General features: G+C 65.9%; 15 protein-coding genes. 4 read left to right on the top strand and 11 right to left on the bottom strand.

All coding sequences use genetic code 11. From position 1 onward, the window contains the following. Nucleotides 1-2: 2 nt before the first annotated feature. The gene (locus H926_RS0113055; RefSeq protein ID WP_028657962.1) at nt 3-629 is read left to right on the top strand and encodes an LON peptidase substrate-binding domain-containing protein; all 627 of its coding nucleotides are present in this window, start codon (nt 3-5) and stop codon (nt 627-629) included. A gap of 84 nt (nt 630-713) precedes the next feature. On the opposite strand, the gene thrS is transcribed toward H926_RS0113055, so the two are convergent. The 4 genes from thrS to pdxH form a co-directional block, all read right to left on the bottom strand. Beyond that, nucleotides 714-2705, bottom strand: a complete 1992-nt coding sequence (gene thrS / locus H926_RS0113050; protein WP_022676705.1) for a threonine--tRNA ligase — start codon at nt 2703-2705, stop codon at nt 714-716. 230 nt (nt 2706-2935) lie between these two features. After that, on the bottom strand, nt 2936-4231 hold the full coding sequence (locus tag H926_RS0113045) for a glycosyltransferase family 39 protein (RefSeq protein ID WP_043609477.1): 1296 nt from the start codon (nt 4229-4231) through the stop codon (nt 2936-2938). A 168-nt stretch (nt 4232-4399) separates the two neighbouring features. After that, on the bottom strand, nt 4400-5416 hold the full coding sequence (locus H926_RS0113040) for a cation diffusion facilitator family transporter (protein ID WP_022676703.1): 1017 nt from the start codon (nt 5414-5416) through the stop codon (nt 4400-4402). 9 nt (nt 5417-5425) lie between these two features. Then, nucleotides 5426-6076 (bottom strand): pyridoxamine 5'-phosphate oxidase, encoded by a 651-nt coding sequence (gene pdxH / locus H926_RS0113035; protein ID WP_022676702.1) that lies wholly within the window; start codon nt 6074-6076, stop codon nt 5426-5428. A 153-nt stretch (nt 6077-6229) separates the two neighbouring features. Between pdxH and H926_RS0113030 the strand changes: the two genes are divergently transcribed. The 3 genes from H926_RS0113030 to fabI all read left to right on the top strand — a co-directional run bounded on the left by H926_RS0113030 (nt 6230) and on the right by fabI (nt 9208). Further along, on the top strand, nt 6230-7189 hold the full coding sequence (locus tag H926_RS0113030) for a DnaJ C-terminal domain-containing protein (protein WP_022676701.1): 960 nt from the start codon (nt 6230-6232) through the stop codon (nt 7187-7189). A 68-nt stretch (nt 7190-7257) separates the two neighbouring features. Next, nucleotides 7258-8313, top strand: a complete 1056-nt coding sequence (locus H926_RS0113025; protein WP_022676700.1) for a YihY/virulence factor BrkB family protein — start codon at nt 7258-7260, stop codon at nt 8311-8313. Nucleotides 8314-8404: 91 nt separating this feature from the next. Further along, nucleotides 8405-9208: an enoyl-ACP reductase FabI gene (fabI, locus tag H926_RS0113020; protein WP_022676699.1), complete on the top strand. Its 804-nt coding sequence runs from the start codon at nt 8405-8407 to the stop codon at nt 9206-9208. A 6-nt stretch (nt 9209-9214) separates the two neighbouring features. Here fabI and H926_RS0113015 read toward each other — a convergent pair whose 3' ends face one another. From H926_RS0113015 to H926_RS0112985, 7 genes are all read right to left on the bottom strand, one after another. Beyond that, entirely contained in the window at nt 9215-9820 is a 606-nt protein-coding gene (locus H926_RS0113015; RefSeq protein ID WP_022676698.1) for a hypothetical protein, read from the bottom strand. Continuing rightward, nucleotides 9817-9993, bottom strand: coding sequence for a hypothetical protein (locus H926_RS33325; protein WP_022676697.1), 177 nt, complete (start codon nt 9991-9993; stop codon nt 9817-9819). The genes H926_RS0113015 and H926_RS33325 overlap by 4 nt, the downstream gene beginning before the upstream one ends. 111 nt (nt 9994-10104) lie before the next feature. After that, nucleotides 10105-10752: a hypothetical protein gene (locus H926_RS0113005; RefSeq protein WP_022676696.1), complete on the bottom strand. Its 648-nt coding sequence runs from the start codon at nt 10750-10752 to the stop codon at nt 10105-10107. 171 nt (nt 10753-10923) lie between these two features. Further along, nucleotides 10924-11454 (bottom strand): demethoxyubiquinone hydroxylase family protein, encoded by a 531-nt coding sequence (locus H926_RS0113000; RefSeq protein WP_022676695.1) that lies wholly within the window; start codon nt 11452-11454, stop codon nt 10924-10926. Between the two features lie 4 nt (nt 11455-11458). Further along, nucleotides 11459-11956, bottom strand: a complete 498-nt coding sequence (locus H926_RS0112995; RefSeq protein ID WP_022676694.1) for a disulfide bond formation protein B — start codon at nt 11954-11956, stop codon at nt 11459-11461. Nucleotides 11957-11978: 22 nt separating this feature from the next. Next, nucleotides 11979-13313, bottom strand: a complete 1335-nt coding sequence (locus H926_RS0112990) for a S41 family peptidase (protein WP_043609469.1) — start codon at nt 13311-13313, stop codon at nt 11979-11981. Nucleotides 13314-13470: 157 nt separating this feature from the next. Next, the coding region (locus tag H926_RS0112985) for a murein hydrolase activator EnvC (RefSeq protein WP_022676692.1) at nt 13471-14087 on the bottom strand (617 nt) is incomplete at its 5' end.

Raw genomic sequence — 14087 nt, 5'->3', positions numbered from 1 at the left:
CGATGGGCGGCGCGATCGGCACGGTCAGGCTTTCGATCTTCCCGCTGTCGGGCGCGCTGCTCTTTCCCGGCCTGCAACTGCCGCTGCACATCTTCGAGCCGCGCTATCGCGCCATGGTGTCTGATGCCCTGGCGCGTGATCGCCGCATCGCCATGATCCAGCCCCAGTCGGCGAACGATGGCGCGCCGCTGTTTCAGGTGGGCTGCGTGGGCAAGATCGAGGATGTCGAGGCGCTGGAAGACGGACGCTACAACATCGTCCTCTCGGGCATCGCGCGCTTTCGCGTGCTGCGCGAACTCGATGCCAAAACCCCGTTCCGCCAGGTGGAGGCCGAACTCCTCAGCGATGACCTGGGCGAAGCGCTGAGCGCGGTGGAGCGCGCCGGCTTCGAGCGCGAGGCGCGCACGTTTGCCGATGCCCAGGGCTATGCCGTGGATTGGGATTCGGTGGCGCGGCTGGATGACCAGTCGCTGATCAACGGCGTGTCGCAGATCGCCCCGTTCGACGTGGCGGCCAAGCAGGCCCTGCTCGAAGCGCCAAACCTGGCGACGCGGTGCGAACTGCTGATCCAGCTGATGCAGTTCTTTGGCCGCCGCGATTCCGATGATGGCGCGGTAACCCTGCAATAAGGCTTTGGCCATGCCCATGAAAAAGGGCGCGCCGGCCAAGCCGACGCGCCCTTTTTCCGTTATATTTGGTGTCTGGCTGGCGCGTCAGCCGCGTAGGTCGGGCGCCAGGGCATCCTGCTTGATCAGGGCGATGGCCTCGGCCAGCGGCAGCACCTGCTGTGCCTGTTCGCCCAGGCGGCGGATCGCCACGGTGCCTTCCTCGGCCTCGCGCTTGCCCACCACCAGCAGGTACGGCACCTTCTGCAGCGAGTGCTCGCGCACCTTGTAGTTGATCTTTTCGTTGCGGGTGTCGCTCTCCACGCGGATGCCCGCCGCGCGCAGCGCCTCGGTCGCTTCCACGGCATAACCATCGGCATCCGACACGATGGTGGCGACCACCGCCTGCGTCGGCGCCAGCCAGGTGGGCAGCTTGCCGGCGAAATGCTCGATCAGGATGCCGATGAAGCGTTCATACGAACCGAAGATCGCGCGGTGCAGCATGACCGGGCGATGGCGCTCGCCATCTTCGGCAATATAGCCGGCGTCGAGCCGGTCGGGCAGCACGCGGTCAGACTGGATCGTGCCCACCTGCCAGGTGCGGCCGATCGCGTCGGTCAGGTGCCATTCCAGCTTGGGCGCATAGAACGCGCCTTCGCCGGGCAGTTCTTCCCAGCCATATTCGGGCGTGGCGAGGCCGGCGGTGGCCACCGCATCGCGCAGTTCGGCCTCGGCCTTGTCCCACATCTCTTCGCTGCCAAAGCGCTTTTCCGGGCGCAGGGCGAGCTTGATCGAATATGTAAAGCCGAAGTCCTTGTAGATGCGGTCGGCCAGTTCGCAGAACGCGCGCACTTCGTCCACGATCTGGTCTTCGCGGCAGAAGATATGCGCGTCGTCCTGGGTGAACTGGCGCACGCGCATCAGCCCGTGCAGCGCGCCATGCGGCTCGTTGCGGTGGCAGCAGCCGTTTTCATAGAGGCGCAGCGGCAGCTCGCGATAGGACTTGAGGCCCTGGCGGAAGATCAGCACGTGCGCCGGGCAGTTCATCGGCTTGAGGGCCATCCAGTCGGCCTCGCCGCTGATCACCGGGCCTTCATCATCGGTGTTGGGCACCTCGTCGGGGATCACGAACATGTTTTCGCGATACTTGCCCCAGTGGCCGGACTGCTCCCACTGGCGCGCGTCCATCACCTGCGGGGTCTTGACCTCGCGATAGCCGGCGCCGTCGATCGCGCGGCGCATATAGGCTTCCAGCTCGCGCCAGATGCGATAGCCCTTGGGGTGCCAGAACACCGAACCGTGCGCTTCGGCCTGCAGGTGGAACAGGTCCATCTCTGCGCCCAGCTTGCGGTGGTCGCGCTTGGCGGCTTCTTCCAGGCGGTGAAGGTGCGCATCGAGCTGCTTCTTGTTGAGCCAGCCGGTGCCATAGATGCGGCTGAGCATCGCGTTCTTCTGGTCGCCGCGCCAATAGGCGCCGGACACGCGCGTCAGCTTGAAAGCATTGGGATCGAGCTTGCCGGTGGAGGCCAGGTGCGGGCCACGGCACATATCGAGCCAGTCGTTGCCCGACCAGTAGACCGTCAGCTCCTCGCCCTCGGGCAGTTCGGCGGCCCATTGCGCCTTGAACGTTTCGCCCTGCTCGGTCCAGCGGGCGATCAGGTCGGCGCGGCTCCAGGCCTCGCGGCGGAGCGGCTTGTCGGCGGCGATGATCTTGCGCATCTGCGCCTCGATCGCCGGCAGGTCTTCCTCGGTGAACGGGCGGACCGGCGCGAAATCGTAATAGAACCCATCGTCCGTGGCCGGGCCGAAGGTGATCTGGGTGCCGGGGAACAGCGCCTGCACCGCTTCGGCCAGAACGTGGGCATAGTCGTGCCGCACCAGTTCCAGCGCGTCGGCCTCGTCGCGCGCGGTGACCAGTGCCAGCTGCGCGTCGCCTTCGAACGGGCGGGTGATGTCGAACAGCTCGCCGTTCACGCGCGCACCGATCGCGGCCTTGGCCAGGCCGGGGCCGATCGCGGCGGCAATATCGGCCGGCGTGGTGCCCGGCGCCACTTCGCGCAGCGAGCCATCGGGCAGGGTGATCTTGAGCAGGTCTGACATCGGATCTCTCTTACGGAATATGGCGCGGGCCATGGCACAAGTGCCGCGGCGGAAAAAGGGGCGGCATCTGGGGTTTCGCGTGATCCGGGAGGAAGATGCCATTCCGCCCGAACCGGGGCGGTGGCTTCGCGCGGGCGCCGGTCAGGCGCGCAGGCGATTCCACCCCCGGCAAGCCGGGGTGGTGGTAGTGAGCGTGCAAAGGCAAACCGCCGGGTGCATGGCCAGCGCCTTTAGCGCAGCGCGGCGGCTCTGTCACGCGCCAGCAGCAGCCGCGCGATCAGCCAGGCGGCCATGATGCACACGAACGGCATGGCCGGATAGTGAAAGCGCGATTGCCCGGAAAAGACCACGGCGATCAGGCTGGGATAGGCGGCAATGCCATAGGGCAGCAGCCACCAGTCGACCAGGCCAAGACCGGCGCGGCGGCGGGCGCGGATCATCACCGGAAAAGCCGCCACGAACAGCGCGAGCAGCGCCCAGTACCAGGCCTGATTGGCCAGGCGCAGCGCCAAGAAAGCGTGCGGCGCAGCGGCAAAGGCCCACGAACCAGTTTCATAGGCCCATTGCCCTTCGCCATCCGGGCCCCACAACCGTGCCAGCTTCATCGGCATCAACGTGAGGAACCTGACCGGGTGTGCCTTGATCCAGTCCATTCCCAGCCTGCCCGCCTCTCGGTCATAGGCCAGCTCGTTCAGGTCGGTGCGTGCATCGAGCGCCTTGACCACCGGATCGTCGGGCGTGAAGCCGCCGCGCGCGCTATCGTTGTTGCCGGTCAGCAGCGTGATACCGCCGTTGGTAGAAACCAGAACCCAGGCGCCCAGTTCGCGATGGTTGCGCAGGGTCCAAGGGGCAATCACCAGCGCCGCCGCCGCCGCCATGACCAGACCCTGGCCAATCACCCCGGGAGGACGCCGCCACGGCGATGGCCTACGCAACCAAACGATGGCCAGCAGCAACGGCGCCACGATCAGGCTCTGCGCCTTGACCAGCGTGGCCAGGCCGAGCACCAGCCCGGCCAGCAGCGTCCAGCCCCAGCCATCTCGGGCCACCACGATCCAGCACAGGGTCAGCAGCAGCGTGGTGTAGAAAACCTCGGTCAGCGCCAGCGGCACATAGAGCACCGCATTGGGATAGACCGCCCAGAGCAAGAGCGCGACCCGCCCTGCCGCCTCACTGCCGCCGATGCGCCGCCCCAGATCGAGCGTGAGCCAACCGGCCAGCGCTGAGAGCACCAGATTGAACAGGCCCACTGCCCAGATCGAAGCGCCGGTGTGGCTGAAAACCACGCTCAGCGCCAGTGGCCAGCCTGGCGGCCAATAGGCCGTGGGTGCGCTAAAATCGCCCAGGTAGCCACATCCGCGCGCCAGCAGATCCGCGCGCGAGAAATACCAGGCGGCGTCCGATGTCGGCTCCACCGCTGCCAGAATCGCCAATGCGCGCAAGCCAAGCGCCAGCGCGAACAGCACGATCACCGTGCGGCGCCCCTCCGCCAGCCAAGCCCAAGCCCGATGCAATGTCTGCCCCATGCCCAGCGCCATATCACGGCATGGTTAAAGAAAAGCCCCCTCCTCTTCAGAGGAGGGGGTTGGGGGTGGTGCGAGGTGTAGAGCAAGCATTTGATTTTACGAAAAACGCCGTGCCAGATTTCCCCCACCCCCCAGCCCCCTCCTCTGAAGAGGAGGGGGAGAAGCGCGTCATCCCTCGGCCGGCCCACCCTGCACCGCAAGGGCGGGGCTTTCGCCATTGGGACCGGGCGCCAGCAGGTCGGTTGCGCCCAGACCCGCTTCATCGACGTGGCCTTCGGGATCGGGATGGATCAGCACTTCCACGCCGGGAAACTCGGCCATCAGCTGCGCCTCGATCTCGTCCATCACGCGGTGGGCCTGGGCTACGGTCATCTTGCCATCGACCCAGACGTGGAACTGCACGAAATCGCGGTTGCCGCTGGTGCGGGTGCGCAGGTCGTGCAGGCCCTTGAGTTCGGGATGCTGGGCGACCACTTCGAGAAAGCGCTCGCGCTTTTCGATCGGCCATTCGTGGTCCATCAGCTGATCGACGGCCTCTTGCGAGGCGTTCCAGGCACCCCACGCCAGCCAGAGCGCGATGCCAAAGGCAAAGACCGCGTCGGTGCCGGCAAGATGCAGGTAATGCTCGATCACCAGCGCGGCGATCACCGCCAGGTTGAGCAGCAGGTCTGACTTGTAGTGTACGTTGTCGGTGCTGATCGCCAGGCTGCCGGTGCGCGCGATGACCATGCGCTGGTAGGCGAGCAGGGCGATCGTTGCGCCCATCGCGATCACCGAGACGACGATGCCCGATTCGGCCTCGATCGCCGGGGCGCCGGCCAGGAACTGCGTCACCGCGCGCCACGCGAGGCCGAGCGCCGAAAACGAGATCAGGATGACCTGGAACAGCGCCGCCAGTGCCTCGGCCTTGCCATGGCCGAAGCGGTGGTTGTGATCGTCGGGCATGGCCGCGATCCACACGCCCAGCAGCGTGGCCAGGCTCGCCACCAGATCGAGCGCGGTATCGGCCAGGCTGCCCAGCATGGCGAGCGAGCCCGATTGCACCACCGCCCAGCCCTTGAGCCCGAGCAGCAGGAGCGCCACCGCACTGCTGGCCATGGCCGCGCGGCGATTGAGGTCTGCGTGGGTGGCGGTGGCGGGGCCAGGGGTAGGGGCAGGGGCGGGGGCGGGGGCAGTCTGGGTCATCCCGCCCCTTTACGGATAAAGCAGGTTGCTGGTCCAGCCGCCGTTTCCATCGGCCACGAAGCGGCGTCGTTCGTGCAGGCGATAATCGCGGTCCTGCCAGAACTCGATGGCGCGCGGCTCTACCCGATAGCCCGACCAGTGCGCCGGACGGGGCACGTTCCCGTCGGGATATTGCGCCCGCAAGGCGGCCACGCGATCGAGATAGACCTGGCGCGAGGGCAGCACGCGCGACTGGTCCGACGCGGCCGAGCCCAGGCGCGATTCGGGATGGCGGCTGGCGAAATAGGCATCGGCGGCCTGCGGGCTCACTTCCACCACCGGCCCTTCAATGCGCACCTGGCGGCGCAGGCTTTTCCAGTGGAACAGCAGTGCGACCTGGCGATTGGCGGCCAGTTCGCCACCCTTGCGGCTGTGGAAATTGGTATAGAACACAAAGCCGCCGGCCCCGCCGAAGGCTGGTCCCAGATCGGCGCCATGGCCCTTGAGCAGCACCATGCGCAGCGATGGCGCGCCGTCGGGCGTGGCCGTGGCCAGGGCCATGGCATTGGGATCGTTGGGTTCGCTGGCCTTGGCGGCGGCGAACCAGTCTTCGAAGATGGCAAAGGGATCGCCGTGGGGAATGGCGTCCTGGCCCGGTTCAAAGGCGGTCTGTTCGGTCACGGGCAATGGTCCTGTCTGCGGCATCGGAGGCGGGCAGTATGGAAGCCATGCATCCATTCCCGCGATGACTTGGGTCAATGCCGTGTAACCGCCAAGCTATCATCTTGAAAGCGAGCCTTGCGGGCAAGCGCCCCTATCCCTAGCTAGGTCACCATGGCAGCAGACCCTTATTCCATTCTCGGTGTGGCGCGCAGTGCGAGCGAAAAGGACGTGAAATCGGCCTATCGCAAGCTCGCCAAGGAGCTGCACCCCGATCACAACAAGGACAATCCCAAGGCGTCCGAGCGCTTTGCCGAAGTGACGCGCGCCTATGACCTGCTGTCCGACAAGGACAAGCGGGCCAAGTTCGACCGTGGCGAGATCGATGCCGATGGCAACCCGGCCATGCCCTTTGGCGGCGGGTTCGGCGGCGGCGCGGGCGGTTTTCGCGGCGGGCAAGGCGGCTTTCGCCACGATGGCGGCTTTGAAAGCGGCGACGGGCCAGACCTCTCGGACCTGTTCGAGGGCCTGTTCGGTGGGCGCGGCGGCATGGGCGGTGGCAGCGCAGGCGGCGGCTTCGGCGGGTTTGGCGGGGGCCGGCGGCCTCCCCCGCCAAAGGGCGCCAATGTCAGCTATCGCCTGCAGGTGCCTTTCGTGGAAGCGGCAGCGCGCGCGGCGCAGCGGGTCACGTTGTCTTCGGGCAGCACGATCGAGCTGAAGCTGCCTGCCGGCGTCGAATCCGGGCAGCAGATGCGGCTGACCGGCAAGGGCGAACCCGGCCCGGGCGGCGCGGGCGATGCACTGGTCACGATCGAGATCGCGCCCCATCCGTTCTTCGTGCGCGATGGCGACAACATCCGCCTCGATCTGCCGATCACCCTGGAAGAGGCGGTTGGCGGGGCCAAGGTGAAGGTGCCCACCGTCGATGGTGCGGTCATGCTCACCGTGGCGCCGGGCAGCAGCAGCGGTCGCACCCTGCGGCTCAAGGGCAAGGGATTCTCGCGCAAGGACGGCGAGCGGGGTGACCAACTGGTGACCTTGCAGATCGATCTGCCGGCCGATGATGCCGATCTCAAGGCGCGGCTGGCCGGCTGGCACGATACGCGCAATCCCCGCGCCCGCCTGGGCGTCTGACCGCTGGTGCGGGCGCTGCCGGCCCCAAGGGCGGGAGCCAGGCAGCGCCTTTGTGCATTACGCACTTGATGAACAACGAAATCGATCCTGATTACGCCGATCAGGTGCCCGGCGTGCCGCAGGGCGCCAAGCCGCTCGTGCCCGATCTTTCGCCCGAGGCGCGGCGCCGCGCCGCCCTGCACCACCGCCTCCGCGCAGAATTCAACGAGGTGCGCGACGAGTTGCGCCCCGGTGCCCGCGCCTATGAACTGCTCAAGCGGGTGTGGACCGGGGTAATCAACGACGGTTTCATCCATGCCGGCAATTTCGCCTACATGGTGCTGATCGCGCTGTTTCCGTTCTTCATCACCGGCGCGGCGCTGTTTTCCCTGATCGGCGAGACGAGCCAGCGCACCGCCGCGATCAACACCGTGCTGATGGCCCTACCGCGCGTGGTGGCAACCACGATCGAACCGGTGGCGCGTGCCGCCGTAGAGGCGCGCACCGGGCATCTGCTGTGGATCGGCGGGCTGGTCGGGCTGTGGACGGTCAGCAGCCTGGTCGAAACCATCCGTGACATCCTGCGCCGCGCCTATGGTACGCAGTGGGAGCATGCGTTCTGGCGCTATCGCCTGATGTCCACCGGGCTGATCATTGCCTCGGTCGTGCTGATTCTCGTCTCGATCCTGGCGCAGGTGGCGATCGGCGCCGCGCAGGAAGTGATCGTGGCCCGCCTGCCGCAGTTTGGCGCCTGGGTCGATGGCCTGGCGGCCGGGCGCTTCCTGCCCACGCTGGTGCTGTTCGGGGCTCTGTGGCTGCTGTTCCTGTCGCTTACGCCCAGCGCCTATCGTTCGAATCGCTATCCCAAGTGGCCCGGTGCGCTGTTCGTCTCCTCGTGGTGGCTGGGCGTTTCCATCCTGTTGCCCAAACTCCTCGCTTCGGTTTTCTCGTATGATCTGACCTATGGCAGCCTCGCCGGGGTGATGATCGCTCTTTTCTTTTTCTGGCTGGTCGGCATAGGGATGGTAATAGGTGCCGAACTCAATGCCGCGCTCGCCGAAACACCGGAGGAGCAAGACATGCTGGGCCAGGTAGATAATCGCGCGCGGGCCATTCGCCAGGCTGGCGCGACCAAACCAGAATGAAGACCCGGTTGGCCAAGGTCCGTTCAGCGCCATTCCTGATGGAACGCCCGAACAGATGCTGGCCCGAAGGTGCAGGAGCGTACGAGGGCGCATGACCGGATTGATGAAGGGAAAGCGCGGCCTGATCATGGGCCTCGCCAATGACAAGTCTCTGGCCTGGGGCATTGCCCGCCAGTTGCACGAACAGGGGGCCGAACTCGCCTTCTCGTACCAGGGCGAGGCGCTGGCCAAGCGCGTGCGGCCGCTGGCGGCAAGCCTGGACAGCGATTTCCTGATCGATTGCGACGTGTCGGACATGGCCGCGCTCGATGCGGCGTTCGATGAACTCAAGGCGCGCTGGGACACGATCGATTTCGTCGTCCACGCGATCGGCTATTCCGACAAGAGCCAGCTGCGCGGGCGCTATTACGATACCACGCTCGACAACTTCCTGATGACCATGAACATTTCGGCCTACAGCCTGGTCGCCGTGACCAAGCGCGCGGTCGAAATGATGCCCAACGGCGGGTCGATCCTCACGCTGACCTATTACGGTGCGGAAAAGGTCGTGCCGCATTACAATGTGATGGGCGTGGCCAAGGCCGCGCTGGAAGCCAGCGTGCGCTATCTCGCCAACGACTGTGGCCCGCAAGGCATCCGCGTCAACGCCATCTCGGCCGGCCCGATCAAGACCCTGGCCGCCAGCGGCATCGGCGATTTCCGCTATATCCTCAAGTGGAACGAGTTGAACGCGCCGCTGCGCCGCAACTCCACGATCGAGGACGTAGGTGGCTCCGGCCTCTATTTCCTGTCGGACCTGTCGGCCGGCGTCACCGGTGAAGTGCACCATGTCGACGCGGGCTATCACCTGGTCGGCATGAAGCAGGAAGACGCGCCCGATATCGCGCTGAGCTGAAACGTGTCAGGGTATTTTCCGCACATGGAAAATACCCTTGATGCACTCGCTGTTCCGCACAGCGATCTGCACATGCGTTCGTTCGTGGAAGCCACACTTCGGATAGATTGGCGAGCCTTCGAAAAAGACGCCGCGCACCGTATCGAACGGCTCGACGATCCGTTCATGTGGAGGGACGGCCTCGATCGTGGCGTGAAGGTGCCTGATCACGGCGCAGTCGAGAAATCGCAACAAGCGGTCGGGATCGGTGATGCCGGCCGGATTTCGGTTTTCAGGTAGAGCCACCCCGGCGGCTTCCTGCTCGCTGCGAAACGAAGCAAAGGCACCCTTTACCAAATCGATATTTTCACGATTGGACAGATCCAGGCAGGCGCCAAGATCAATGACCGCGCCGATCACGGCAGGGCGGGTATATTGTCCGCTCCGTACCTTGCCCTCTGCCCATTCGCGTGCGCGGAGCGGATCTGCTTCCCAGAAATAAGCGCCAGGGCCGAGCCAGTCATACGCACGCTCGCTTTGCAGAATGTCGATGTCACCGGCGACAGCCAGTTCCGCAATGCGGGCATCACAGCCATGATAACCCAGCACAAACGCCGTGGTAAGTCGGCTCAAGCAACATCTTTCGGCTTGGGCTCGCCGCCATATTCGGCGCGGACCTTGCCCTTCTGAGTATAGATGCCATCGGCGATCAATGCCTTGCGCGCAGCCGCACGGGAGATGGTGTTGGCTTTCGTGCGTGCCGAAAGCAGACGGAGAATTTCAGCGTTGCGTTCTTCGATCGTCATGGAACTGCTCCATCGGTTTCAGCCGAGAGGGAGGAGAGACAAAACTGTCTTGCACAGCCTAGGTTAGCGAATCCCTAGAGCCGCGCAAGCACCATTGGCATGAAAATGGGCTCAATTCTGCTGCGGTGTCGACTGTGCCGGGGTAGTGGGGGCCGCCGTGCTGGGGGCGGGCGTGCCATCGCGTTCGCGGGCGAGGCGCGCCTCGTATTCCTTTTCCAGCGTTTCGACGCGGGCCTGTTCCTCGGCCGCGTCCTTGTCGATCGTCGACAGGCGGCGCTCGCGTTCCTGCTCGATCAGCTTGCCGAACTGCACGTCGCTGCTCTGCTTCTTTTCGGCATAGGCATCGTGGATCAGGCGCGCGGTGCAGCCGGTGGCCCCGCCCGAGCCGACCGGCGAACAGGAATTGATCCCGGCCGCGCCCACGGTTTCATAGGCCTTAACCCGGTCGGTCCAGGTCTGGTTCTTGGGATCGTTGGGATTGTCGCGCAGCGGGGCAGGAATGCGGAAGCGTTCTGCCTCGTCCTTGCGGGCGCAGACGGTGATCTGCTCGGCCGTTGAAACCGGGCAGGGGTCATCGCCATAGATGATCAGCTGGTTGACCTTTTCGTCGCCCTGCTCGGGGCCATCGTCGGCCGGCTGGGCATTGGGCACCGCGGTGCGGGCGCGGGCGGCCTGGGCCGGGGTGGCGCCCAGCATGACCGCGGGAAACAGCAGCAGGGCCGGGGCCAGCAGGCGCAGGGGGTGGGCAGCAAGGCGCATTGTCGGTTCGTCTCCAGCGCGTGGAAAGGCGGGCGGGCCGCCCCCATGTCGCCCCATCATAAGCTGACGGGGCGGTGAATGATAGATGAAGGGGCAACGCGCAGACCGGTGAAAAGGTCTCCGGCGCCTGTGCCATCACCGGGCAAGGCGCGGATTTTCACCAGCTTTCCGTCAGATCCGTTCCGATAGCTTGATCGCCGCGCGGCAGCCCAGGCGAATGGCGTTGGACAGCAGCGGATAGGCCGGGGTCTGTTCGGCGCCAGCGGCCAGCGCGGCATCGCGATGGGCGCGTTCATCATCGCGGAACTGGCGGATGGTGTCGGCCAGTTCGGGATCGCTGTCGCCCAGTTCTTCCAACTGTTCGGTATAGTGGCGGTCGATCTCGGTCTCAATCGCGGCGGTGCAGGCCATCGCTGCCTTGGGGCCGAGCAGCGCGGTGGCAGCGCCCAGGGCAAAGCCCGCGACCGACCACACCGGCTGCAGCGCCGTGGGGCGCACGCCGCGCTCGGCGATCATCGCGTCGAACTTGGCGCGGTGGTCTTCCTCCTGCCGGGCCATTTCGACGATCTCGGCCGAATCCGGGCCGCGATCGCCCATCACCGCCAGTTGGCCGGCATAGATGCGGGTGGCGCCAAATTCGCCGGCCTGGTCCACGCGGATCATGCGGGAAGTATCGGGATGACCAATATCGGGGCGGGACATCGCTTCAGGCTCCCTTGCCGCGGCCCTTGGCCAGCAATCCCAGGATTGCCAGCGCGGCCGGAGTGGAAAACAGGAAATTGAAACCGGCCATGCTCACGCCCATCAGCGTCCAGGCCGGGGTGTCGCAGCGCACCAGGGGCGCGGCCATGATCGCGGCCAGCGGATCGCCCTCGATATGGCTGGACGAGCAGGTGGTGAGGCCTTCCCACCAGTGGTATTCCACCCCGGCGTGAAAGGCGCCGATCAGGCCGCTCGACAGGATGCCGAGTGCGGCCAGCAGGACCAGCCAGCGCGCCTCGGGGCGGCCACGGCGCAACAGCGCGAGGATAGCGAGCGCGATCGCCGCCAGGTGGCCATAGCGTTGCCACCAGCACATCTCGCACGGCGGCAGGCCGAAACCGTATTGGGCCACCAGTGCCGTGGCCATGGCGACCAGCGGCACGCCCAGGGCCAGGCCATGGGCCAGGGCAAGATCATCGGAAAAGCGGCGGTCGATCGTCATGATGGCGCGGTTCCTGGCCGGATCAGCGCTTGCGCAGCGCAGCCAGCGCGCCGGGCGCGGTGCGCTTGAGCGTCTGGACGGCATAATAGAGCTGGAAATCGTCGATGCCCTTGGCCTTCAACTCCTCGGGCGTCATCTTGAAGCGCGGATCGTCGATCTTGTCCTTTTCCAGATCCTTGTCTTCCTTGATCTCGTTGATCAGGTGACGGCGCAGGTCGCTTTCGCGATAGGACCGCAGCGCGCGCTTGCGCAGGTCGGGATCGGAAATCTGCGGCACGGTGATATCCGGCTCGATCCCGCCTTCCTGCACCGAACGGCCCGATGGCGTGTAATAGCGCGCGGTGGTCAGCTTGAGCGCGGAATCCTTGCCCAGCGGGATCAGCGTCTGCACGCTGCCCTTGCCAAAGCTGCGCTGGCCCATGATCAGCGCGCGGTGCTGGTCCTGCATCGCGCCTGCCACGATTTCCGATGCCGAGGCCGAGCCTTCGTCGATCAGCACGATCATCGGCAGGCCGCGCGCCACATCGCCGGGATGGGCGGAATAGATATCGTTGTCCTGCGGATCGCGCCCGCGCTGCGACACGATCGTGCCCTTGTCGAGGAAATCGTCCGACAGCGAGACCGCTTCATTGAGCAGGCCGCCCGGATTGCCGCGCAGATCGAGCACGATGCCCGCCAGGTTGTTGCCCAACTGGGCGCGAATCGACTGGACCGCCTGGGCCACTTCGCTGCCGACGTTCTCGCTGAAGCTCGACACGGCGATGACGCCGATGTTGTCCTTCACCTTCCATTCCACCGGACGCAGCTTGATCACCTCGCGGGTCAGCGTGAAGTCCAGCGGCTCGTCGCGGCCGGGGCGATAGACGGTAAGCTTGATCTTGGTGCCCGGTGCACCGCGCATCTGGTCCACCGCATCGTCAAGCGAGCCGCCATAGATCAGCTTGCCATCGAGGTGGGTGATATAGTCGCCGGCCTTGATCCCGCCGAGGTCGCCCGGCGTGCCCTTCATCGGGGCGATCACTTTGACCGCGCCATCATCGAGCGTGACCGACAGGCCCAGGCCGCCATAGGCGCCTTCGGTCTGGGTGCGCAGGTTTTCGAAATCGCGCGCTTCCAGATAGGCGCTGTGCGGATCGAGCGTGGCCAGCATGCCGTCGATCGCGCCCTTGATCAGCGTATCGTCGTTCACCGGCTCGACATAGTTCTCCTTGATTTTGGCATAGATCATCTCGAGCTTCTGGAACTGCGGCGCGGTGCGGGAATCCACCGCTGCCAGGCCGGCCGTGGCCACGGGCAGAACCGCTACGGCCGTGACCAGGGCCGTTGCACGCAGCAGGGAAGCAAGCGGTTTTGCCATGTTTGCAATCGAACCTTCGATAAAGAACCAAGCGCCGCGGCGCGGGCCGGACCGCCCGCTTGTATAGCCCCGCAAGCCTGAATGCCAGATGGAGCGCACCCGATTCCCGTTTGTGCGTGGGCGACGTGTTACAGGCCGCGCGGGCCGCAGCGAGCGATCAATTGCGCAAGGCCGCCAAGGGGTTGACCGGCATGCCGTCCTTGCGCAGTTCCACGCTCACCACCGGGCTGGCCGGGGCGGCAATGCCCAGCGGTGAACCCTGCACCACGCGATCGCCCACGGCCGCATCGATCCGCCCCAGGCCGGTGATCAGCGAAGTCCAGCCGCCGGCATGCTCGACGATCACGATCTGGCCATAGCCGCGATAGGAACCGGCAAAGGCCACGCGCCCGGCGGCCGGGGCCACGATCTGGGCTGAAGGCACCGGCGCGATGGTCAGTCCCTGGCTCGGCCCGGTCTGTCCCGCCTCGCCAAAGCCCGAGACCACCCGCCCGGATACGGGCATGATCCACATCAGCGTGCTGCTGGTGCGCAGCAGCGGGTCGACATCTTCGACCATCAGCACGGCACCGGGCCGATCGGGGCGTTGCAGCGGGCCGGGCAGCCCGGCCAGAACATCGCGCATCTGCCCGTCGCGGCCCAGTTGCTGCATCAGCGCGGCCAGGTCACGCGTCTGTTCCGCCAGGGCCAGGGCATGGTCGGCCTCGCGCCCTGCGGTGCCGTTGGCGGCGCGGCTGGCGATACGCTGGCGGCTTTCCAGCGCGGCCAGTTGCT

The sequence above is a fragment of the Novosphingobium sp. B-7 genome (assembly GCF_000410615.1).
Classification (GTDB): Bacteria; Pseudomonadota; Alphaproteobacteria; order Sphingomonadales; family Sphingomonadaceae; genus Novosphingobium; species Novosphingobium capsulatum.
Note: the sequence above shows the minus strand (reverse complement) of the source record. Positions and strands in the feature narration are given on the sequence as shown.

Coding starts and splice junctions, on each gene's coding strand:
- H926_RS0112990 (WP_043609469.1), bottom strand. CDS start 13,313: ATGGCAAAACCGCTTGCTTCCCTGCTGCGTGCAACGGCCCTGGTCACG.
- H926_RS0113030 (WP_022676701.1), top strand. CDS start 6,230: ATGGCAGCAGACCCTTATTCCATTCTCGGTGTGGCGCGCAGTGCGAGC.
- H926_RS0113025 (WP_022676700.1), top strand. CDS start 7,258: ATGAACAACGAAATCGATCCTGATTACGCCGATCAGGTGCCCGGCGTG.
- H926_RS0112995 (WP_022676694.1), bottom strand. CDS start 11,956: ATGACGATCGACCGCCGCTTTTCCGATGATCTTGCCCTGGCCCATGGC.
- H926_RS0113055 (WP_028657962.1), top strand. CDS start 3: ATGGGCGGCGCGATCGGCACGGTCAGGCTTTCGATCTTCCCGCTGTCG.
- H926_RS0113005 (WP_022676696.1), bottom strand. CDS start 10,752: ATGCGCCTTGCTGCCCACCCCCTGCGCCTGCTGGCCCCGGCCCTGCTG.
- H926_RS0113000 (WP_022676695.1), bottom strand. CDS start 11,454: ATGTCCCGCCCCGATATTGGTCATCCCGATACTTCCCGCATGATCCGC.
- fabI (WP_022676699.1), top strand. CDS start 8,405: ATGACCGGATTGATGAAGGGAAAGCGCGGCCTGATCATGGGCCTCGCC.
- thrS (WP_022676705.1), bottom strand. CDS start 2,705: ATGTCAGACCTGCTCAAGATCACCCTGCCCGATGGCTCGCTGCGCGAA.
- H926_RS33325 (WP_022676697.1), bottom strand. CDS start 9,993: ATGACGATCGAAGAACGCAACGCTGAAATTCTCCGTCTGCTTTCGGCA.
- H926_RS0113040 (WP_022676703.1), bottom strand. CDS start 5,416: ATGACCCAGACTGCCCCCGCCCCCGCCCCTGCCCCTACCCCTGGCCCC.
- H926_RS0113045 (WP_043609477.1), bottom strand. CDS start 4,231: ATGGGGCAGACATTGCATCGGGCTTGGGCTTGGCTGGCGGAGGGGCGC.